This is a genomic window from Microcoleus sp. AT9b-C3, assembly GCF_036705485.1.
Classification (GTDB): domain Bacteria; phylum Cyanobacteriota; class Cyanobacteriia; order Cyanobacteriales; family Microcoleaceae; genus Microcoleus.
Genome location: NZ_JAUBUR010000013.1, coordinates 32,836 through 55,846 on the forward strand (window position 1 = coordinate 32,836; position 23,011 = coordinate 55,846).

Below are 23,011 nucleotides of genomic sequence, written 5' to 3' on the forward strand. Positions count from 1 at the left end.
CCTAAAGTACAGACATTCCCAAACTTCAACAAAAATGCAAATATGCTTACAGTTTTAACCGCCACCTCCTTTTGCACTCCGTTTTGGAACTATGGTGGCACGCTACCGGAGGGCAATTCATGACAAAGATAATCTCGCTGTTCAACCAAGCCGGCGGTGTGGGGAAAACCACGATCGCGCTCAATCTCGGCTACCACCTCTCCTTACGAGGCCACAAGGTTCTTCTCATCGATATCGATCCTCAAGGTTCTCTAACGCTCTTCATGGGGGTTGACTCTCAGAATTTGGATAAAACTGTGTTTGATGCCATTGTCAATGAGGAACCTCTTTCCATCCAGACGGGCATTCACGGTATGGATTTGGCTCCTACCAGCATCAACCTCAGCGCGGCTGAAATTCAACTGGTTAACATGGATTTTCGGGAAGTTCGCCTCAGAGATGCGATCGCCCCAATTCAAGACAACTACGATTTCATCCTCATAGATTGCCCTCCCAGTTTAGGGTTGCTCAGCTATATCAGCCTGGTAGCCGCTACTCACGTCTTAGTCCCCGTTGAGACTCACTACAAAGCCTTTGAGGGCACCAACCTCCTGTTGCAAACAGTAGCGAGAATCAGAAAGAAAGGAAACCGCTCTTTGCAGATAGCTGGTTTTGTTCCCTCTCGCTATGCTGCTGCCAACTCTCAGGACAAGCGGACTCTCAAAGCCATAAACGAGCAGTTTACGACCTTTGGGCCCGTTTACACTCCCATCCCGCGCATAACTGCTTTCGCGGATGCTTCCGAGAAACAAGTCCCGCTTGCTGTTTACGAACCTAAAAATCCCGTCGTCAAAATATTAAACCAGCTATCCGCCAAGATGGAGAAACTCAATGTCAAGTAAGAATGACCAGCCCTATAAAGGTAAGGCCAATTTGAGCGTTTTGTTTGGAGATGATGAAGTAGCAGAACCAACGGCAGAAAAACAGCTCTCAATAGAGTCGATCGAGCTTCCATCTTCTCAACCTCGCCGATACTTCGACTCCCAAGCTATGCAGGCTTTGGTTCAGTCAGTAAAAACTGATGGAATTCTCCAACCTCTGTTAGTCCGTCCTTTGGGAGAGGAAAAATACGAGCTAGTAGCAGGCGAAAGGCGGTATAGAGCTGCAAAGGAAGTGGGATTGACAGAAGTCCCTGTTATCATTCGGGACTTGACACAACAGCAAGCTCTGCGCGTTGCATTAGTTGAGAACCTCCAGCGGGAAGACCTCAACCCAGTCGAAGAAACGGAGGGGATATTGCAACTGCTCTCTCATTACCTTGAATACGATCTAGAAGAGGTGGTACGGCTGCTCTACCGGATGCAAAATGACGTACAGAGGATGAATGATAACGTTATCATTCATCATGAAACGCAAATAGTCGTCAATGTTTTTAGCGAATTGGGGCGGATGTCATGGGAGTCTTTCGTCAGCAATAGACTGGGACTGCTGAAGCTGCCGTCAGACATCCAAGAAGCCCTCCGCCGAGGTCAGATCGAGTATACCAAGGCGCGAGCGATCGCCAAAGTTAAAGACGAGCAGGCAAGAAAGTCGCTTCTGGAAGCGGCGATCGCTGAATGTCTATCTTTAACTCAGATTAAAGAACGCATCGCGGATTTAAAGGCAGGTACATCGTCCGAAGAACCGGAAGAAAATCTGAAAACCAAAATAAAGGGAGCTTTAACAAAAGCGAATAAGTCCAAAGCTTGGAGCGATCCAAAAAAGCAGAAGCGCCTCCAAAAAATTCTAATAGAGCTAGAATCCCTCTTAGTAGATTAGAAAAAACAAGGGCAACGCCGCATTCTGCCTAATCCGTGCAACCGGATTCGAGAGAAGAAGTTCCGGGATTGAAGGCATGGTCGTACCCATTAAAAGACAGAAGCGTTCGGACACTTCTGAGGAATTAAATATGCGGCTTCTACCGGACGCTTTCATACAACAAAGACAAGGGGGTTAAGATATTCCAAGTTGCTGAAACGATTGGTTCTAGTTGGTTTTTTCCCTAGTCCCTAGTAAGAGATCCCCTAATCCCTAGCTATACTTCGGGCGAGCGGCGCGATCGCGCGGAGTACAGGGCTTGATATTATTTCTGTCCTGGCTGTTGGGAGGCAAAGTTTAAGTTTTTGTCAAGGATGCCCTCTTAATCGAGAGAACATTCTTTTTTGGCTATCGGTGTGATACAGGCGATCGCGCACGGGACGGCACAACTGTTTCTGTAAAAAGAAAAGTCGCGCACGCTAACAATTCTAACCAAGAGTGGCAGTGAAGGAGAAATTATTAACTTTGCGACAGTGAATGAGAAATCAGCTTTTAGGTAGAATTCGATCAAGGTTGGCAGTTGATAGGTTAGAGACATAGAGATGAAACCGAAAAAAGCAAACTCAAACCCTGTTTGGCTTATGCTGACAGTCATGCCACAAAGTCACACTCTTTCAAACCACAGCCGACTTTCACTGCCGGCAAAGTATCAAACCGTGTTAGACTGTTTTTTGGCAGATTTTCAAAAGTCGCTAAATGCTTTAGCCCGCGCTTGGAACAAGTATCAGCCCAACGATTCGCTCTCAAACGACAGAAAACAAGACTTAGATTGGCTTGAAACGACGCTGCAAGAGTACAAGATTTCCATCCACACTTCAACTAGCAGCCAAGAGTTTTGGAAAGGTTGTAGGGATGGAAAAAAAAGCAGGAGAACAATTTCTGACAAAGGCTCGCCAAACGTCGCACAAACCTTACTCAACGCGACCGCGAATCCGAAAATCCCTCAAATCTACGATCTGGGGTTCCATGTTGGATGGCGGTACGCTCGTCTCAAAGACTACTTGTTGCGAATCAGAAAGCAGCGAAAGTTGGAAGAATCCAAGCAGCTTCAAGATTATCAACAGTTTTTAAGTTTTATCCGCCAAAAGGCTGACTCAGAAGATATGGACTCGTTCGTAAGCTTTGGATGGAGGCGGGAGAGAAATTCAGGGCAATGAGAGATAAACGCAGTAAAATCTTGGCGGTTGATGATACGACTGACAACTTATTTATTATGCAGGCTATCCTCTCCGAAGAAGGCTACTGCGTCAGTACAAGTTCTAGCGGACTTGATGCTTTAGCTTTAGTTGAGGAGTCGCCCCCAGATTTACTCCTCTTGGATGTAATGATGCCAGAAGTAGACGGTTACGAAGTGACTTACAGAATTCGCTCAAATCCTCAACTTCCCTTTATCCCCATCCTGTTAATTGCGACTGACAACTCAACAACCATAGCAGATGGACTCGACTTGGGGGCTGACGATTTCGTTTGCAAGCCCATCCAAGTAAATGAGTTGCTGGCTCGCGTCCGCAGCCTCCTCCGGCTCAAACATAGTATAGATGCGATGCAGGAAGTGACAAAGGCGCGAGAGGATTTTGTGGCTCGTCTTACCCACGACTTGCGGATTCCCCTAGTCGGCGCTGATAGAATGCTGACCCTACTCCAACGAGGGAAATTCGGTGAACTGCCCGTTCAAGCGGTAGAGGCGATCGCAACCATCGGCAGCAGTAACCAAAATTTGCTTTCGTTAGTCAATACTTTACTGGAAGTTCACCGATTTGAATCTGGTTGCAAAACTCTGGCGCGCGCCCCCTTTGACCTCAAAAAACTGGTCAAAGAAGTCGTTAAGGAACAGGAGGCTGTGGCTATTGATAAAGGACTTGTCCTAACTTTCGACGACTCTGACCCGCAACCACTACGGATTGAAGGCGATCGCCTCGAACTCCGCCGAGTCATCACCAACTTAGTCGGAAATGCCATTAAATTCACCGATTTTGGTTGTGTGAAAATCGTTGTTCGTTCAGATGCCAAGTGGGTAAATATTACCGTAGAAGACACCGGCCCCGGTATCAGAGCCTCAGAACAAGCTTCGCTGTTTGAACGATTCCGCCCCGGAAACCATGCTAGAGCAGGTTGCGGCCTGGGGCTGCACTTGTCTCACCGGATTGTAGAAGCCCACTCTGGCAGTATTGACGTGGCATCAACGGTGGGTCAAGGCAGCACATTTACTGTACGTCTCCCTATCTCGCTCTAAAAATCTTGTTTGGATACAAAAGAGCGCATACGTTCTATTTTGGGCACACTCGTGCCGCTGAATTACAATTGTCCTTTTTTTGAATAAACCAACCATGAATAAAATTAGCGTTGCCTTAATTGAAGACCACCACCTGACAAGGGCTGGAATCAAAGCAGCTTTAGAAGACTGCGAAGAACTCGAATTTATCGGAGAGGCAGCTAACGGTCTGCAAGGGATAACTTTACTGGAGAAAACCCGGCCTGATGTAGCGATCGTTGATATCGGACTACCGGGGTTGGTAGATGGGATTGAATTGACAAAAAGATTCAAAGAATACGTACAAACTTCCAAAGCCCCAAGCGTAGATAACCAACCGAAAGTGTTGATTTTGACGATGCAGGATAACGAAGAATCCGTACTGGCAGCTTTTGCAGCGGGAGCCGACTCTTACTGCATGAAAGATGTCAGTTTTGAAAAGTTAGTGGAAGCTGTTGTTGAGACAAATGCTGGCGAAAACTGGATCGATTCTTCAATTGCTAGAATCGTTTTGGCTCGCATGAATAACCCTTTCAAGGAAGCTGTTAACAAAGCCCCCATTTCCACTGTGTCAATCAATGGAGTTGAGCCAGAGTATAGTCAGTTGTTAATGGCAAACCCTTTAACAGAACGAGAAAAAGAGGTTATAGAGTTGATTGTCGAAGGGTGCAGTAATGAGGAAATTTGCAAGCAGCTATACATTTCCCTCGGTACTGTGAAAACTCATGTGCGTAATATCCTTAATAAGCTGTCTTGCGACGATCGCACTCAAGCTGCTGTCAGAGCCCTTCGCGCGGGTTTAGTTGACTAAATCCGTTTCAAGAGCAACCGCTTGGTGGATAATACAACAGAGACGTTCCAGCAATCTAAGCTATTTAGGCGAGGGTCGCGATTAGAGGAGGTGCAATGCCAGTTAATGCCGACAAACCACACTTGTGGAAACCCGATATTGCCCTGTCGGTAGACTTCTATAACAATTGGTTCATGCAGTTTGCTCCCAAAGCCTACCGCGACACTCGCATTGCTACAACTCAACTTGTTGAATCCGCCTTAGCAGAGACAGCCAATCTGACCAACATCACGTCCGCATTATTGCGACAGCATGCAGAGGTTTTGCCCATTTTACGCATGGCGGCAGCGCCGCCAATTGCGCGCGATCGCCTGATCGGTTTAGCAGGAGTGTCGCAAAACCTGGTCAAAAATATGGAAGAGAACAACGAATTCCGCCGCGGGCAGACATTGCAGCTCTGGATGCTGAACTAACAAAAATCGGCGTTGATGCCATCAAGCGAGTTCTCGCTTCGTCCAGTTGGTCGGTCTCGTCCGTTTCTTCGTCGGCAATATCTCAACGAGTAAGGGTTCAAGTATGTCCCACTCTTTGTCCGTTAAGCTGCTGGAATACGGCAGGGTGGCTGAATTTGGTTTTGGCAATGACTTTACTTCATCACAGTAAAAGATGTCAAATGGGTTCTATAGAACTAGCCCTGTCAAGGTGCAATACGGTTCAGTTAAGAGCAATCTGACTGCTAAAAGATGCCTGTATTTCCCATAAAATCGTAAGGTTAAATTCGTCGGACAGCGTTAACTGAACCGTATTGTGTCAAGGTGTTCCTTATTCAGATACTTTTTCGTTAGTTCTCAACGGCAACGGTCGAGTCGTGAAAAGCTATTAAGCTCAGCCAGTAGACTGATTCCAGTGGCCGTAGCCGTTCTCTTTTACTCGCTCGCGATCGGTATAATTGTCCCAACCAACTTTTACCGATGTTGGTAATGATCGCACCATTGGCAGTATTCTCGCTCGGAGCAGGTAAATGTTAGATGCTGTTTGAGGAGGGGTTAAAAGAAGAGGCGTAGGGGTAAGGATTCTCTTGATATTGTGCGATCGCTGTAATCCGAGAGTGGCGATCGCTTTTTCATGCTAGCGGGACTTAAACAACAAGTTTTAAAACTAAACATCGTCGCCCCAATCTAGGATACACCGACTTTGAAAACACGCCCTAGGGATTCAAGAGACAGCGGATCGTGGTGCCCAGGGTGTTGATTTCTCCTTTTTAGAGGTTCTCAAAAATTTCTTTTCATTCCCCCTTGACACTCCAGTGGACTGGATACTGCAAGATAGGATTAACCCCTCAAAGGAAAGGAAAAATACAACCATGACACTACAGCTAAAAGTCCCTAACATGGCGTGTTCAGCTTGTGGCGAAACAATTACCAAAGCCATCAAGACAGTAGATGCCACCGCAAATGTTCAGGCAGATCCCAAAACCAAACTGGTCAATATCCAAACTCAAGCATCTGAAGCCGCCATTACAGAGGCAATTACAGCGGCAGGTTATCCCGTTACCTGTGACTAAAGATTTCTCAGACCCATTTTAAGGATGAAAATAAGGAGGTTTTGTATGGAAAACGCCACTATGAAACTGCGAGGCATGAGTTGTGCCTCTTGTGCAAGTAACATCGAAGAGGCAATCCGCTCAGTTCCGGGAGTTGAGACGTGCAATGTTAATTTTGGAGCTGAACAAGCCAGCGTTACATATAATCCCAGCCAAACTGATGTAGCAGCGATTCAGGATGCCGTGGATGCGACTGGATATTCTGCTCTGCCGATGCAAGATGATGTACTTGCCCCAGAAGATGATGCAGAACGGCAGGCGCGGCAAAGTGAAAATCAGGACTTGACCCGCAAGGTGTGGGTTAGCGGTATTATCAGTGCCGTTATCGTGATTGGCTCGCTGCCTGCGATGACGGGATTAGCTATTCCCTTTATTCCCATGTGGCTGCACCATCCCTGGCTACAACTTGTACTCACTACTCCAGTATTGTTTTGGGCGGGTAGGTCTTTCTACATCAATGCCTGGAAAGCCTTGAAGCGTCATACGGCGACAATGGATACGCTAGTAGCGATCGGGACAGGGGCAGCTTACCTCTATTCTCTATTTCCCACCTTCTCTCCCCAGTGGTTTATCAGTCAGGGTCTTAAACCAGATGTGTACTTTGAAGCGGCATCTGTAATTATTGCATTGCTCTTGCTAGGACGACTGTTGGAAAACCGCGCTAAGGGACAAACCTCAGAAGCAATTCGTTCTCTTATGGGTTTGCAGGCAAAAACGGCGCGGGTAATTCGTAATGGACAAGAGGTGGACATTCCCATCGCTGAGGTAGTGTTGGGAGATGTCATTCTAGTTCGTCCGGGTGAAAAGATTCCCGTGGATGGCGAGATTATTGATGGGTCCTCAACGATTGATGAGGCAATGGTGACGGGTGAAAGTGTACCCGTGAAAAAGCAGCCTGGTGATGAAGTGATTGGAGCGACTATTAACAAGACTGGAAGCTTCAAATTTCGAGCCACACGAGTGGGTAAAGATACGTTTTTGGCGCAAATCGTTAAACTGGTGCAGCAAGCGCAAGGCTCCAAGGCACCGATTCAGCGATTAGCCGATCGCGTTACGGGATGGTTTGTCCCTGTTGTGATTGCCATTGCGATCGCTACCTTCATCATCTGGTACAACATCATGGGCAACGTCACAATGGCATTGATTACCACCGTGGGCGTGCTGATTATTGCTTGTCCCTGTGCGCTTGGCTTAGCCACGCCAACCTCGATCATGGTGGGTACAGGTAAAGGGGCAGAAAACGGAATTTTGATTAAAGGTGCAGATAGTTTAGAACTAGCGCACAAACTGCAAACTGTTGTTTTAGACAAAACAGGCACGATTACCCAAGGTAAACCCACTGTAACGGACTTTATAACGGTTAATGGTACCGCCAATGGTAACGAGCTAAAACTTCTGCGCCTCGCTGCATCCGTCGAACGGAATTCAGAACATCCTCTGGCAGAAGCGGTGGTGCAATATGCCCAATCTCAAGGAGTGGAGTTGGCGGATTCACGGGAGTTCGAGGCTCACGCAGGCAGTGGTGTGCAAGGGTATGTATCCAATGAATGGGTGCAAATTGGAACTCATCGTTGGATGAACGAATTGGGAATTGATACCAGTAGTTTGCAGCCACCGTGGGATCGATTGGAATATCTCGGAAAGACGGTTATCTGGATTGCCGTAAATGGCAAAGTAGAAGGAATTATGGGCATTGCCGATGCCGTGAAACCATCTTCTGTTGTCGCGATTCGTGCCTTACAAAAGATGGGATTAGAAGTGGTAATGCTAACAGGTGATAACCGTCGCACGGCGGAAGTCATAGCGCGGGAAGTCGGCATCAAACGAGTTATTGCAGAAGTTCGTCCCGATCAAAAAGCCGCTCAAATCGAAAATCTTCAGGCCGAGGGAAAAATTGTCGCAATGGTGGGGGATGGAATCAATGATGCACCTGCACTTGCTCAAGCTGACGTAGGCATGGCAATTGGCACAGGAACAGATGTCGCGATCGCAGCTAGCGATATCACTCTAATTTCTGGTGACTTACAAGGCATTGTTACTGCCATCCAACTGTCTCGCGCTACGATCCAAAACATCAAACAAAATCTGTTTTTTGCCTTTGTCTACAATGTGGCAGGCATTCCGATCGCCGCCGGAATTCTTTTCCCGATTTTTGGATGGCTCCTCAATCCAATTATTGCCGGGGCAGCAATGGCATTTAGTTCCGTTTCTGTAGTAACAAATGCGTTGCGTCTCCGTAACTTTCGACCAAAAAATGTTGGCTAATTTGATTCTTGCTTAAGAGGGAATAATGATGAACAAGCAACTTACATTTCTAGGAACATTAGCAGGATTTGGATTTCTGCTTGGGGTAATTTCCGGTTCAATTTTTGGAGTGTTAACGTAGCCTATTTTTGCACTCTGATGAATCAATACTCCGGACAGTTTTTGGAACGAGACTACAAGCTTTACAGCGCAAGGATCATAAATAAAGTCCAATTAAATGCAACTTGCGGGGTGGAGCTGACATTGATTTAATTATCCACAGTGGCTCAAAGTCCTACAGAATAAGCCATTGGGCTATATAAAAACTGTCCGAACTATTGATGAATGAAACATTGAACGATAGCACGGGTTTTGTCAATTACGAAGGAAATTTACTAAATACCTTTGTTCAAAACCCGCTCTTACTCCCATAATCTTGTGTATTTTTTAGGAGGTTTTAAAATGCTTGGCAGAACAAAAATTATCGGTACTATTGCTAGTCTCGGGGTTGTACTAGGAATGTTATCTGGTGAAGGAATAGCGCAAAATACCCATGAAACACACCCAACTCAAACACAGCAAAGAAGTCAGTTTCATCGCATTGAACAACCCTTAAGTAACAAGATTTTAGTTACTCTGGCTGGAATGGGATTAATTAGTTTAGAACTTTGGTGGTTTCTCCTTAGCAAACCCCAATCTCAGAAAGCAGTTACAGCCAGTGGAGGAATTCAAGAAGTAACCGTCACCGTTGATGGTGGCTATGAACCCAGCCGCATTGTTGTGCAAGCTGGACAACCCGTGCGTCTTAACTTTCACCGCCAAGATCCTAGCAGTTGTTTGGAACAAGTCTTAATTCCAGATTTTCATATTGCAGCAGATTTGCATCTGAATCAAGTAACCTCTGTTGAATTCACACCTAAAAAAGCTGGCAGTTATGTCTTTAGCTGTGGCATGAATATGTTTCGAGGCGAAATTATCGCCGCCGAAGACCAACAACTTGAATCAACGGGGTTCGAGGAACCTCAAACACTAACAGAATCCCAGTTCAATTCATCCATGTCAACACATCAGCCTGAAACAATAATTGACGCTGAAGCTATGCAAATCAATCCAACTGTTGACCAGGGCATCCAGAAAGGGACTATCATTGTTAACAAAGGCTACACGCCCAATCATCTGGTAGTTAAAGCAGGTAAACCCGTTCAACTCCACTTTTTACGTGAAACTTCTAGTGGTTGTTTAGCGAAAGTGCTGATTCCAGATTTTGGCATTGCTACCGATTTGTCTTTGAATCAAGTAACAACCATTGAATTCACTCCCGAAGACGTAGGAAACCACACTTTTAGTTGTGGCATGAATATGTTTCGCGGTACCATAGAAGTGCAAGCCGCTAACGTCTCTGACCCAGATGAAATGGCTGCTCAAGCCTTAAATAACTGACCGTCAACCAAGTGCGATCGCTCGAATGGTTTGTCCAGACGCCTACTGCTACCCAAAGTTGCGACATTCAGGCGATCGTCACTCTGTCATTCAAAAAAATGTCTAGCCCCTCTTGACTCTCCATCCCACTGGATAGTTTATCATAAGCTTAGAGTTGGATTCAATAGAGGAAATGAGTATGTTAGTCCAAGAAAAGCAAAAACTCATTGGTTTAGTTGCGAAGGAAAGCGGCGTACCGATCAAAACCATTCGCTACTATGAGGAACTCGGTTTAATCAAGGCATCAGGCAGAACCGAGGGGAAATATAGATTATTTAATTCTGATATTTTGAATCGGCTAAGCTTTATTAAACGCGCCCAAACTTTGGGATTAACTTTAGCCGAGATTCAAGAATTATTGACGGTTCACGATGGGGGAGAGTTGCCTTGTGAACACATCAAAGTCCAGTTGCAAGATAAACTGCTCGCTATCGAGCTACAAATTCAGCAACTACTTCTCCTCAAACTAGAGTTGGAAGGATTACTTTCAGGTTCGCCCACCTTACTAGAAAAGGTTGATTCCATCATTTGTCCTCTGATTCAAAAAAAGTAAATTCTTCTATAACTTAATTGTTTCGATCGGTGTGTCAACGGAGGTTATAGAAGTTGACACACTGGTTCTTTATCAAAAAATAATATCGCTCAAGACAACGGCCCCATACACTGATTAAGGCAAGTTCAACAGTTATGGTCAAGAAAAAATCAGGGTTTATATATTTTCTGCCTGCCTAAATATTAGAGTTGCAACACATTAAAAAAGATGAATTAGCAGGGCAAATATTTGACAATGAGCTAGAGCTTGCCTACGCCGTAATTCAGGGAGTAGAAGTTAGATAGAGGAGAAAGAAAAACTACCGTACCAACGTGTTAAATTTAAATCCAATCACCACACTTAATGTTTCGTTACATAAAGATAATTTTTCCCGCCTACCTACTTATATATCGGTGTATTCTGAAAAAATTTGTCAAAAATTTTTCGCTACCCCTTGACTCTCCAGTCGAATAGAGAATTTAAGCTGTTATTAGGTTGAGTAAATTCACGATTGATTTACTCAACAAACTTCACCCATTAATCACCATCGATTAGAAATTGAAGGCTATGGTACTGCAACTAACTGTTCCTAAACTGGCTTGTTCCGCTTGCGTGAATGCTATCACCAAAGTTATTCAAACGCTTGATTCTACTGCCTCGGTTCAAGCCAATCCAAAAACCAAACTTGTCAGCATAGAAACTCAAGCCTCCGAAACAGCAATCAAAGAAGCAATAGCTGCGGCTGGCTATCCATCCGTGTAAACCTTTTAGTTTTTTTCCTGCCAGCGGTTAGCTTTTGGCTAGCCGCCAATCCTAAATATTCATCTTAACGGTGGAGTTTATCAGTAGTTTAGAGGATTCATTTACAAGAATGCCCTTAACTAAAAACTCCAAACGAGAACAGCAAAGTCTGAACCCCTGATAAATCGACAACCTCAAGTTTACTAACTGGAGAAAACAATGAAGCCATTTTTAACTGCAATTGCTATTACTTCAACTCTCATCCTAGCTCAAGGTTGCTTCTCACCCTCAAGCACGAAATCTGGCGAAACATCAACTTCTTCTGCCTCACAAGTGGCAAATACAAGTTCTCACGAGGGTCATGTAATGGATAATGTCCAGACATCAGGAGCTAATAAAAATCTTCATGAGGGTCATAATATGGAGGATTCCAAAACCCATGACGCGGGAGAACAACATCATCATGGTAATCATTCAGGGCATTCCGATGCCGAGCCTGCAAATGCTATTGCTAAGCTGACAGTTCCCTCCTATATCGCGCCAAAAACTCCCGTACCTTTGGTAATTGAAGTTCAAAACAAAGAGGGAAAGTCTATTTCTGATTTTGATAAATTCCAAGAACAATTAATGCACCTGATTGTCGTTAGCGATGACCTCCAATATTTCAATCATATTCACCCCACCTATAAAGGAAATGGACGCTTTGAAGTTCAAACTGATTTTCCCGGCTCAGGTGGTTACACGCTGTTCAGTGATTACAAATCAGCCGAAAATTCAGAACAAATTTCTGTTTTAAAAATGCAAGTTCCTGGTCAACTTTTAGCTCCGTCAAAAGTTGACATGGCTACCACAAAAACTTTGGGAAATACTAAGGCTAACCTCACGTTTTCTCAACCTCAAATAAAAGCAGGACAAGGAGTTAACTTAATTTTCAATTTGCAAGATGCTAGTAGCAACCAACCGCTGAAGGATTTACAGCCCTATTTAGGGGAAAGAGGACACTTAGTTATCCTCAAGCAGTCATCACCGTTGACAAAGGCCGACTATATTCATGCTCATGGCTTGAAAGATACTCCAGCAGGAGAGGTTCACTTTATGACCAGTTTCCCCCAACCAGGAAAATATAAGCTTTGGGGGCAGTTCAATCGTAATGGTCAAATTGTCACGGCTGATTTTTGGGTAAACGTGGAATAGTTATACTCGCATTTTTCGTTTCTGAAGCAGAGAAACAGATTTTTGTTTCAAATGCTTGATTTCTAAACATTTTGCTATCAGCTAACTACTGGTGGCTGATAGCAAAACTCCTTGGCGATAAATCATGAGTAAACTATGGGGTAGTCATGCAGAGTAATGATATCGTTTTCTTATGCAAGAATTATAGTGATGTACAAAGTTAAAAATTGCTCTAATATGGTTTTGCAGTTTTTTTGAGAAAGGCAAGGTTTTACGAACTAAACGATAAATTCCCTGCCGTAAAGTATTATTAAGTCTTTCAATATGACTGGTTTTTTCCGATTATTTACCTACAGCTTGATGTCTTTTAAAAGGTAGCACTTCTGAATAAGATTCCCAAAAATCAGTATAACAAACAGCACATTGTCTATAGACAGGAGGTAAAGATTGCCAGAGCTTGGACGCAGACTTTTTTGACCGGTCTCCAATATAAAGTCCAACAATTTCACGGGTCTTTTGATCTAAAGCTATCCAGAGCAATTGCTTTTTTCGCTTGTTTTTGACAAATGACCACATTTCATCTAGCTGTAAAGTCAACTGACATGAAGGTTTTTTCATCACCAAAATTTCCCCAGAATTTTCGGCATACTTTTTATTTACATAATTCTGAAGCCATCGAATGGATACCCCCGTAGCTATAGCAATTCCTGCTCGAGAAATTTTTTCTAAAATCTGGCGCTCAATTAAGGCTTTAGTATAGGAGTGAAATCTGCTTATATTGAGAATTTTTAATAAACTGACGGCTACAAATTTTACATTTAAATCGCTGTTTCCCGTAATAAGTCTTTCCATTTTTAATACAAAAATCGCTTTGACAATTAGGACATTCCATACTTTTACCTCGAAAATTTATGTTGATTTAATATTAAACCATTACTGTGCATTACTACCCGGATATTTTCAAACTATCTTTTTCACGAGCTTTAAAACTTGAAGCATACCAAACTAGCAGTAAAATGGTAATTACAGGAAGAAATACTATACACGTCAGCAGCAAGATGAACGAAATAATTATCAGTAGAACTTGGAAAAGTTAGCTAATTTCTAGGTAAAGTCACACCAGTGTTCAATCCTTAAATTTACGATACTCTGGCGATTCTACCCAAATTGTACAGAATCCCGAAATAGCTGGCCTTCCCGCCACTTCCAAAGTCACCCCCAGACGCTTGACATCCTTTTTACATTCCAGATCAGTAAGACTATCCGAATTCCACCTCATCAAATTCCGAGCAAACTTCCCCTCAGCACTTGTTGCCCACCGCAAAGTCTCCGCCTGCTCCTGAGTTAAAGAAACTGCTTCCCCCGGTGCAAACCCTCCTTGCGACCAAAGTAAACCCATCCACCCCATCACAGCACCGGCACCTAACGCCACCAACAGGATACCCGCAGCCGGTATCAAAGCAAGAGCCGATGTCCTCCACCGAGTCAACTCCGTCTGACGCACCAGAGAATTAACAGCCTCAGCAATTTGTCCCTCTTGCTTCTCTACCGCCACCCGTTCGTAACTCGCCAAAGTCTTGTTAATCCGCCCCACCCACCGATCGAACGCTAACTCAAAATCCTCTGGTTTTGGACTCTCTTGAATCAGCACTTCCAATCGGCCAGCAGCCAACAAAATCAGAAAAATCGGGTCAGTTGGCTCAATTTTTCCCTTAAAAGCCAACTCCAAAACTTTGCGCCTGTACTCCTCAGATTGCCCCTCTAAAGCAATATCAAGCAAAGATTTAGTATCAACAGCACCATAACTCACGGCAACATCCCCGTAGTTTCAAACGCTTCATAAGCTGACAACATAAACGACTTAATCCGCTGTCGGCCCAACACACCGAGTTCCTGGCTATTCCTTGCCAAATCAAAAGTTATCCCCCGAGCATCTATCGCATTCCTTTCCCGCGAATAAAACTTAGGGAAATCAATCACCTTCACCTCATACTTTTTAATCGCATTCTGCACCTCCTCCATCTCTTCCACAGAACTCCAATCATCCTCCAATCCCAAATTGCGGACGAGGACGTGAGCAATCTTATTGTCAAAATGCTTAACTGACTTCAAAAAGAGCTGCACGCTATCGTAGCCCCCCGTGCAAATAAACCACTTGCAAAAACTAATGCGAGACTGCTTCCCCAACTCAATTAAATTGTTTCTTCCCATCCACTTAGTTACCAAAGGATAAACTTGAGCCGGTAAATTGACAATTACGCTCTTCTCAAACGCCAATTCAAAAATCCGATCCGCTTCGTAAAACTTCTTCTCGTCCTCGCTAAACAGAGCTTCACGGCATACGCTTTCATAGATTCGAGATACATCAGGATTAGAGCGATCGGTATCTACGGCAAAAAATGGGAAATTCTTGTCCAAGAAATACTGAATCAAAACCCTAGCAAATAAGCTCTTGCCAACCCCGCCTTTCTCTCCATCAATCAGATGAATTTTAGTAGCTGGTTTTTCAACCTTCTCTAACCCGCACTCTTTGAAACCATTCGAGTTTTCTATCGCTGTATCCATACCTGAATCTCCTCCTTCATCTACCTGTTTAACCACAGAATCTGTTAGTTGCACTTGATATTTCGAGTTTCTACTTCTACTTGCCATGTCGAACTGTCCTATTTCAGCTTGATTTCCTAACACAAATACAGTTATTTCTGCTTTTTAGGGATAGCTAATAACTGCCCAACCAGCTAGAAGATTTGCCTAATATATAAATTCGCAAATCCCATACAATGACTAGCATACCTGTATTTGCAGAGGTAATTATGGTCAAATTTCGCTCAATAATTGAAGCTCATTCATGCGAATCCTGAATCATCGAAATCCTCGCCACCCTCTAATTCAAAGAAGTCATCCGCAGTCAATCCGCTACGAGTGGAATGGTTAGGAGGCGTCAAGCTTTCCACACCGTAAACCAGAGAACGGTCTGCCTCCTCAATGCCAGCAGGTACTTCTCGCGAAGATGGTATTTGGGAAATAGGCATTCCCCCTATATTAGTAGGAGGATATTCAATCCCGCCTCGCTCGCGCAAATAGAGAGCGTGCTTTTCCAGAGCATAGACGGCATTTCTAAATAACCGCCCTAAAATAACTGGATCGATATTCTCTTTTTCCAGATATGCTAGCGGCAGCCAGTAAGGTCGCAGAGATTGGAGAATCATTTCTCTCGAAGGCAGCAATAAATTACCTTTAATATAGGACATCAAAACTCCATCATCAGTAGATTTTAAAGGCTGATAGCGCCACAAAAAATCAACCCTTTCTTTTTCCTTAGCCACGACCAACTATCTCCTGTAAAACGGAACCTTTTGACCCACAAACAGCGGATTCTGTGACCTGAGAAGTGAACTGCTTTTTCAAATTAGCCTTGAAATACGAAAACATCCCATAGACATCATTGAGCCGATTTTCAAACCCTTTCTTTTCCAAAATAGGTGGCATAGCAATTTCGGCATTCCAAATAATTGGGAAGCGATCGTAATGTTCGTTTAACTCCTTGCGGAGATAATCAGCCGTCCCACCGCAGAACACCAACTCATCGCAATCCGGTGGCAAATTCTCATCCAACCAACTGGTGAGACTCCGCGCATATTCAGGTCGTGCCTCTTTGATTGCTGCTATCATCTGCTGCACTTCTTCAGCCCGCCCTTGCTTAGTCGTGCTGCGAGCCAACCGCATTAAAGGAGCTGCCTTGAGCTCAGATCCCGCTGCTGCGATCGCCGGAGTCAATCGCTCCGCAGTCTGCCCTGAAGTCCTAGCTACCACCCTCTCCACCATGCGGATGAAGCCCAAATCGCTTGTTTTTCCCGGCCTAACATCTCCCCGCTGAGCCACCAGCAGGCTAGCATTGCGGTAGCCAATCATGGCGATCGCGCACACCCGCTCTTTCAAAACAGAACCAACTTTCTTGTTGTGCATCAGGTAAATACCACCGCCCTCTGGCTTGCAGTTAAACGCCAACAATTCCACGCTCATTGAGCCTGTAGGAGTTTGGTAATCTGCTAAAGCTTCCCGCAGCACCCGCTCGAACCTCCCTCGGTCTTCATATTCCCCCGGTGGCAACAACACGGCGATCGCCGCCGTAAATTTCGCAGGCAAATTCAGCTTTTCCTTAATGGCCCACATCCCAGCCAGAGTTTTGTGCAGCGCCCTCTCGTACTTAAGCTCCGAAAGGCCAGCATTGGCGTGAAACCTCTCTTTCGCCAAATACCCTACTGCCCTGTAATCGTTCCTAAAGGCAACCCAAGCCGTATTCTCAGGCTCGGCTGACCCCAATTGGTCTCTGCCATAAGCCAAAATTGATTCGTGCGGTACAGATACGACCTCCGGTTCCATGCACAGCAGTCGAATTTGATTCTTTGGCCCTGCGTAAAGAATTTTGGTAGCTGACCCCCCGTAATCGCAGGCCGCGATCGCTTGAGGCCAGATGGTTTCGATAGTAGTTTCGCTCATATCGCAGGTCTTCCTAATTGAAGTTTCAAGAGTGGTAAACAAACAGCCCTGTACGGAAAGGACGTGCAGAAATAACCCTTACGCTAAGCCAAGCGTGCCACCTCAAAAGAAGGCTGTAAAACAACAGCTATTCAAGGATTAAAACGCACTTACTACTTATTAACCCCTCCTAAAACCTTCCCTCCCTCAGCCAGTTGTCTGAATCCCAGCATCTACAAAAATCGGACTCACGGCTTAGGCTGGGACAGAGCTTTTGGTAGCAAGCTGTGTCAGAGGTGCGTGCAAACTGCTTTCTCTAACGGGATAGCACCCCTATGAGGAGAGCGCTGCTGCCAGCCTGTCGCTGTTCAATGGAAAATTTTCCATTAGCTATTAGACGGGAAGCCCCGCGCTGTATTGCTTGCAATCAGCATCGGGTACTTCACACAGACATCTCGAAAAAAGATGTAGAGACAAGGGCGATCGCGTATGCAAGCAAAAGTGGAAGAGCACGCATCATTGATTTTCCCAGATGTCTATTGGAAATTCCCACGCCTGTTAAGTTCAGCCAAATCTGGCTCTGGGCCACAGTGACAATGGAAAATTTTCCATTGGAAATTCCCACGCCTGTTGAATTCAGCCAAACCTGAGTCTAAGCCCTAGTGGCAAGGGAAAATTTTCCATTGGAAAGACTGACATCGAGTTGCCATGCCTTAAAGCCCCTCCAGGCAACAAGCGAGTGGCAAGTGGCTGAGGCGCGATTGCCCTCCGCGCACGCTACCCGATCGCAGCCGAAGGATAAAGTTCGTTACCCAACACCAAATAGCGAGCAAACTAGCCATGTCGAGATCCAAACGAATCAAAAGAATAACCGTATACCTAACGCCAGAAGAACTTCAACTTGCTGAGACAATGGCTAAAAATCTCCAGGTGAGCATCAGCAGTCTGTTCCGATACCACACTTTTAAACAACAACATCAACCAGCTTTGTGCCAAAAATTAGCCGAACTTAACCTCCGCCTCAAACCGATTGCCCTTGCTACAGAACAAGCATTATGGATGGGGGAAAAAATTACACAGCCAGCCAACTTTGAGGATCTGATTGAGCAAACTTTGGCACTGCTCAAGCAAGTACAGCAACAGCAAATGAACGTACCACTTCTAATGAATTTAAGCGATATTGAGGAAAATTTAGAAGCTCCTAGCGAAAACTTTTAATAAAAACATCCACAAATCATCACTTTTTTACTACACAAGTTTTAAGTTTAGTAAATAATGATTGGCAAGCAGAAAATCGGTAAAACTTTTACCCCATTGCTCAATTACCTCTTCTCCAAAGAAGGAGCTTCACTGATTGGAGGAAATATGGTAGGAGAAAATGTCCAGGAATTAGCTGCTGAGTTTCTGTTCTCCAAACAACTCAACCCTAGAGTTGAAAAACCAGTTTACCATGCGACCTTAAGCGTGCCGGATGGCGAGTATATCCCTGATGCCAAATGGCGGGCGATCGCTCTAGATTACCTAGAAGGAATGGGACTCGATAAAAATCTGTTTGCTATCATCCGCCATACCGACCGCGACCACGACCACATTCACATTGCAGCCAGCCGTATCAAATTGGATGAGCAAGGAACTTGCGTATCAGATAGCTGGAACTATCTACGCAGCGAAAAATTGATTCAAGAATTGGAAGAAAAGTATGACTTGACACCAGCTTCCCGCAGTTTTGATAAAGAACGCCGTTCTCCCACGACTGGCGAACACCGACGGTTAGCAAGAACGGGGGAAATCAGCACGCGGGAACAACTGCAAACAGCACTAGATAGAGCAACCACTGACAGTCCCGCGCTCGCTCTTTTGATTGACCGACTCGTTGAACAAGGCATTAGTGTAAAAATAGAACCTACCCCCGCAGGCGAATTAGGGATTAGCTACAAATTAGGCAATATTGCTTTTAGCGGCACTCATTTAGGCAAAGCTTACACCTTCAAGGGGCTGCAAAAATACAGAGGAGTCACTTACTCTGCTAATACTGACATAAATGTGGAAGCCATTCCCCCATTGCAAGAGCGAGAATTGAACGAAATTTTGGAAACAGAAAACTCTAAACCAAATAGCGACGCGAACAATGATAGTGATGCTGATGACTGTGGCGAAATGAGGAACAGCAGCATCGAAAGCAATTCTTCACCAATATACTGGCAAAGCTACTCTAACATTGACAGGCCAGAGCGAGAAGGAAGCAGCAGGGGGACTTCCTCAGAAACCGACAAAGATTCTCTAATCGCTGAGTCAGAAGATGTAGGCAAACCCGACTCGCCCAACGATCGCGAAACATCGGGGTTCGACTCACTTAACTGGGAGTCTGTACGAAGCAATTTAATAGAAAATGCTTGTCTGCCAGTCGAATTAATCGACCTCCTACACGACAGGGGATGGATAGACGCAGACAGCCTGAACCGCCCTGTATTCCAACTCCGCACTCTTGCAGGAGAGTACAGAGGAACCTGCACCTTAGACGCCAATGGAAAATTTTCCATTGACAGTCATGAGGAAGGCTCACATCAAGGAGGCGACAACAGTGAAAAGGGAGTTTTCTGGATAGCGGTTCAAAACAATATTGAAAGAGCCATTATTGCCAGCAACCCGGTAGAACTCCTGTCTGTAATTGCCTTAGATCCAGATTTCAATAATAGGCCGACTTTATACTTAAGCATTGATGCGGTTTCTTCGCTGCCAACCGGCTTTCTTAAGGAAGTAGAAACTATAGTAGTCGGCTTCAAAGGAGATCGAGACGGCGATCGACTGTCAAAAGAAATTATTGAAACATTCCCTCAATCAAAGCGAATCAATCCAGGCTTTGCCGGCTGGAACGCAATCTTAGCATCTCAAGAGCAAGAAACAGAAAATGGTTTTAACGATCGTGATGAAGCAATCGAGCGCAATTTTGGCGTAATTTTGGATTAATCAAAGCTCACTATTAGTATTCTACGCAGCTTTCATGGGACCAGGAAACGATGACTGAAGTTGGGCGATAAACAAATTGCTTATTGCCCACCCTTTTCGACTTGTTTGAGCAGTAAAACCGTCGCTGCAACCCACCTAAAAACCAAACAATATGCTATTTGGAAAAGAGCTTTTTCCAAACCGGCTTGTCCAAGCCGTGACTCAGACTCTATTATCAGTAGTGTGAAAGAGTGGAAGCGCCACCTTAAAATTATGAATCTACGTCACTTACTTCTCTCGACTGCGCCCTAAATCTTCGTGCAACCAGCGAGAATGGAACTCTGCTTTGTTAGAAGTAATGGAAGGACTAAAAGCAGTGTATCTCCCAATTAAATTCAGCGATTTGCCATTGGTGAAGTGGCTGCTAGCGCAGCATTATGAATGGCTTACTAACAAAAATTTGAATTTGAGAAATTCCCAACTATCATCATGAAACTGCATTCACCCATTTGCGATCTGCCAGGGTTAAACCCAAGCAATTACAAAATGCTAGAAAGGCTGGGCCTTGCAACTGTACGAGACTTACTGCTCTACTTTCCCCGTGATTACATCAAGTATCGGCGAGTAAAAGTTTATCAGTTGAAAGTAGGCGATTCAGTCACGGTTGTAGGTAAGATTCAACATCAGGAAGTAGTGAGTCCGCATAAAAATTCTAGGCTAACAATTCAGACTATTATTGTCAAAGACAAAACCGGTAAAATAGCCTGCAAGCGTTTCTTCAGCCACCCGTACTACCAATCAAAAAAGTGGAGGAACGAGCAAGCCGCCACCTATGTTGCTGGAGGCATTGTTGCTATATCTGGGATAGTCAAAGCCGATCGCTATTGCGGGATGACATTAACTTCCCCTGAAATCCGATTAATCGGTCTAGACGAAGCCAAGGATACGAAAAATTTAATTATCCCAATTTATCCTTTGACAAAGGGAGTTAGCAACGAAATTGTCCAAGATGCAGTAACCTCAGTTTTGGAATCTGCCAAACTGCTAAATGACCCTCTGCCGCAAGAGCTCAGACGAAAATGTGGTTTGATGGATTTACAGGAGGCGATCGCAAACATCCACCAGCCCCCAGACGAAACCAAACTAGAAGCTGCCCGCCGCCGCCTGGTATTTGATGAGTTTTTCTATCTCCAGCTATCGTTTATAGTGCGTCGCCATCGGCTTTTGGCGCGATCGGCTCTTACAAAAATAACTCCTGCTGGCCCTCTAATCCAACAGTTTTACTCTCAACTTCCCTTCTCGCTTACCTCAGCTCAACGTAGGGTCATTAACGACATTCTCAATGACATGACTTCCAAAACGCCGATGAACCGACTGGTACAGGGGGATGTCGGTTCTGGTAAAACAGTTGTTGCTGTCGTTGCTATCCTCGCTGCCATCCAGTCTGGCTACCAAGCGGCACTTATGGCACCTACAGAAGTGCTAGCCCAACAGCATCACAGGAAGATTGCGGCGTGGTTTGAACGCCTTGGCGTTTCTGTTGAATTGCTGACGGGTTCTACCAAAACCGCCAAGCGCAGAGAAATCCACGCCCAATTAGAGACGGGTGAACTTTCACTATTGGTAGGAACTCACGCGCTTCTGCAAGAGAAGGTCAACTTCAACAAACTCGGTCTGGTAGTCATCGATGAACAACACAGATTCGGGGTGCAACAGCGGCAGGATTTACTGAACAAAGGAAATAGACCTCATGTACTGACGATGACCGCGACTCCTATTCCGCGTACTTTAGCACTGACCTTGCACGGGGATTTGGATGTCAGTCAGATTGACGAGTTACCGCCCGGTCGTCAGAAAATTCACACGAAAGTGCTTAATAAAAGCGCTTCAGCATACGATTTAATCAGCCTTGAGGTACTTCGAGGTCGTCAAGCGTACATCATCCTTCCCCTGATCGAAGAATCGGAAAAGCTAGATTTAAGAGCAGCGGTAGCAGAATACGATCGACTCTCAACGGAAATCTTCCCCGAATTTGAGGTAGGATTGCTGCACGGTCGGATGACATCAGCCGAAAAAGATGAAGCCCTCAACTCATTCCGCGACAACAAAACCCAAATCCTCGTTTCTACCACTGTGGTTGAAGTGGGCGTTGACGTTCCCAATGCTACAGTCATTTTAATTGACCATGCCGATCGCTTTGGCTTGGCTCAACTGCACCAATTAAGAGGTCGCGTCGGTCGGGGTTCGCACCCTTCCTATTGTCTGCTGCTCAATACCAGTAAAACAGCAGAAGCCAAAGCACGTCTTGAGGTATTGGAAAAATCCACCGATGGATTCTTTATTTCCGAGATGGATTTGCGACTGCGCGGGCCAGGTGTTGTGATGGGCTATCGCCAGTCGGGAATTTCGGAATTCGCTTTGGCGAATATACTCGATGATGAGGATTTGCTGAATTTAGCTCGTTATATGGCAGTAGCGATCGGCAAAAGTAGCCCGAATTTAGATCGATATCCATTGATGGTTGCAGAACTCACAAGACGGGGTTTGACGAGTTGGGATTGTACTCTTAATTAATAGGTTTGCTTAGAGGATATTAAAAAATTATGGTGAACAGAGTGCCAGCCCGATCGAGTATGTCAATATATTGGCTCACATCACACGGTTTTGCTTCCCTCCTCTCATCAGCAGTTAAATATAGCTTTCTTTAGCTTTTGAAATATCCTCTTAGCTTTTTATAAGAATATTTTTCTACTTAACCTCAAACAATCTATTAACAGAGCTTTTATTTCATAAGATATACTTTTAATTATATAATTGTACTTTATAATTACTATTGAGGTCGTATTTTGAACGGTTATCTTATCTACCATCCATCTCGTACTAAATCAGTATTCGATAGCATCGTAGTTTATCATGATTCTATTGGTGGCAATCAAG

At 44.8% G+C, this 23,011-nt stretch carries 20 protein-coding genes and 1 pseudogene; 16 read left to right on the plus strand and 5 right to left on the minus strand.

Translation table 11 applies throughout. The features are described 5' to 3' along the window. Positions 1-119: 119 nt before the first annotated feature. The 12 genes from QUB77_RS14140 (at position 120) to QUB77_RS14195 (ending at position 12,670) form a co-directional block, all read left to right on the plus strand. Positions 120-881: a ParA family protein gene (locus tag QUB77_RS14140; protein ID WP_333323103.1), complete on the plus strand. Its 762-nt coding sequence runs from the start codon at positions 120-122 to the stop codon at positions 879-881. Continuing rightward, positions 871-1,797, plus strand: coding sequence for a ParB/RepB/Spo0J family partition protein (locus tag QUB77_RS14145; RefSeq protein WP_333323106.1), 927 nt, complete (start codon positions 871-873; stop codon positions 1,795-1,797). The genes QUB77_RS14140 and QUB77_RS14145 overlap by 11 nt, the downstream gene beginning before the upstream one ends. A gap of 581 nt (positions 1,798-2,378) precedes the next feature. Then, the gene (locus QUB77_RS14150; RefSeq protein WP_333176390.1) at positions 2,379-2,993 is read left to right on the plus strand and encodes a hypothetical protein; all 615 of its coding nucleotides are present in this window, start codon (positions 2,379-2,381) and stop codon (positions 2,991-2,993) included. Next, positions 2,990-4,069 (plus strand): hybrid sensor histidine kinase/response regulator, encoded by a 1,080-nt coding sequence (locus QUB77_RS14155; RefSeq protein WP_333323108.1) that lies wholly within the window; start codon positions 2,990-2,992, stop codon positions 4,067-4,069. The genes QUB77_RS14150 and QUB77_RS14155 overlap by 4 nt, the downstream gene beginning before the upstream one ends. A gap of 94 nt (positions 4,070-4,163) precedes the next feature. After that, a complete protein-coding gene (locus QUB77_RS14160) occupies positions 4,164-4,898 on the plus strand; it encodes a response regulator transcription factor (protein ID WP_333323110.1) in 735 nt (244 codons plus the stop codon). 95 nt (positions 4,899-4,993) lie between these two features. Next, positions 4,994-5,350, plus strand: coding sequence for a XamI family restriction endonuclease (locus QUB77_RS14165; protein ID WP_333323112.1), 357 nt, complete (start codon positions 4,994-4,996; stop codon positions 5,348-5,350). Between the two features lie 890 nt (positions 5,351-6,240). Then, complete coding sequence (locus QUB77_RS14170) at positions 6,241-6,441, plus strand: heavy-metal-associated domain-containing protein (protein WP_333323114.1); 201 nt, start codon at positions 6,241-6,243, stop codon at positions 6,439-6,441. Positions 6,442-6,486: 45 nt separating this feature from the next. Further along, positions 6,487-8,745 (plus strand): heavy metal translocating P-type ATPase, encoded by a 2,259-nt coding sequence (locus tag QUB77_RS14175; protein WP_333323116.1) that lies wholly within the window; start codon positions 6,487-6,489, stop codon positions 8,743-8,745. Positions 8,746-9,186: 441 nt separating this feature from the next. After that, the gene (locus QUB77_RS14180) at positions 9,187-10,164 is read left to right on the plus strand and encodes a cupredoxin domain-containing protein (protein ID WP_333323118.1); all 978 of its coding nucleotides are present in this window, start codon (positions 9,187-9,189) and stop codon (positions 10,162-10,164) included. 178 nt (positions 10,165-10,342) lie between these two features. After that, a complete protein-coding gene (locus QUB77_RS14185) occupies positions 10,343-10,756 on the plus strand; it encodes a MerR family DNA-binding protein (RefSeq protein ID WP_333323120.1) in 414 nt (137 codons plus the stop codon). Positions 10,757-11,302: 546 nt separating this feature from the next. After that, complete coding sequence (locus QUB77_RS14190) at positions 11,303-11,497, plus strand: heavy-metal-associated domain-containing protein (RefSeq protein WP_015211780.1); 195 nt, start codon at positions 11,303-11,305, stop codon at positions 11,495-11,497. Between the two features lie 198 nt (positions 11,498-11,695). After that, on the plus strand, positions 11,696-12,670 hold the full coding sequence (locus tag QUB77_RS14195; protein WP_333176522.1) for a hypothetical protein: 975 nt from the start codon (positions 11,696-11,698) through the stop codon (positions 12,668-12,670). A gap of 144 nt (positions 12,671-12,814) precedes the next feature. Here QUB77_RS14195 and QUB77_RS14200 read toward each other — a convergent pair. From QUB77_RS14200 to QUB77_RS14220, 5 genes and pseudogenes are all read right to left on the minus strand, one after another. After that, positions 12,815-13,541, minus strand: a pseudogene (locus tag QUB77_RS14200) (IS1 family transposase). Positions 13,542-13,775: 234 nt separating this feature from the next. After that, positions 13,776-14,459, minus strand: coding sequence for a DUF6753 family protein (locus QUB77_RS14205; protein ID WP_333176520.1), 684 nt, complete (start codon positions 14,457-14,459; stop codon positions 13,776-13,778). Continuing rightward, a complete protein-coding gene (locus tag QUB77_RS14210) occupies positions 14,456-15,337 on the minus strand; it encodes a mobilization protein (protein WP_333176518.1) in 882 nt (293 codons plus the stop codon). Before QUB77_RS14210 ends, QUB77_RS14205 begins: the two co-directional genes overlap by 4 nt. A gap of 158 nt (positions 15,338-15,495) precedes the next feature. Further along, on the minus strand, positions 15,496-15,975 hold the full coding sequence (locus QUB77_RS14215) for a hypothetical protein (RefSeq protein ID WP_333176517.1): 480 nt from the start codon (positions 15,973-15,975) through the stop codon (positions 15,496-15,498). Continuing rightward, positions 15,968-17,149 (minus strand): ParM/StbA family protein, encoded by a 1,182-nt coding sequence (locus QUB77_RS14220; RefSeq protein ID WP_333176515.1) that lies wholly within the window; start codon positions 17,147-17,149, stop codon positions 15,968-15,970. The genes QUB77_RS14215 and QUB77_RS14220 overlap by 8 nt, the downstream gene beginning before the upstream one ends. A 350-nt stretch (positions 17,150-17,499) precedes the next feature. Here QUB77_RS14220 and QUB77_RS14225 point away from each other — a divergent pair, with 350 nt between their 5' ends. The 4 genes from QUB77_RS14225 to recG all read left to right on the plus strand — a co-directional run bounded on the left by QUB77_RS14225 (position 17,500) and on the right by recG (position 22,648). After that, positions 17,500-17,778: a hypothetical protein gene (locus QUB77_RS14225; RefSeq protein ID WP_150111731.1), complete on the plus strand. Its 279-nt coding sequence runs from the start codon at positions 17,500-17,502 to the stop codon at positions 17,776-17,778. Positions 17,779-17,968: 190 nt separating this feature from the next. Next, positions 17,969-18,346: a hypothetical protein gene (locus QUB77_RS14230; protein ID WP_333176512.1), complete on the plus strand. Its 378-nt coding sequence runs from the start codon at positions 17,969-17,971 to the stop codon at positions 18,344-18,346. Between the two features lie 57 nt (positions 18,347-18,403). Continuing rightward, positions 18,404-20,095 (plus strand): relaxase/mobilization nuclease domain-containing protein, encoded by a 1,692-nt coding sequence (locus QUB77_RS14235; RefSeq protein WP_333323122.1) that lies wholly within the window; start codon positions 18,404-18,406, stop codon positions 20,093-20,095. Between the two features lie 468 nt (positions 20,096-20,563). After that, positions 20,564-22,648, plus strand: coding sequence for an ATP-dependent DNA helicase RecG (gene recG, locus QUB77_RS14240; RefSeq protein WP_333323124.1), 2,085 nt, complete (start codon positions 20,564-20,566; stop codon positions 22,646-22,648). Positions 22,649-23,011 lie beyond the last annotated feature (363 nt).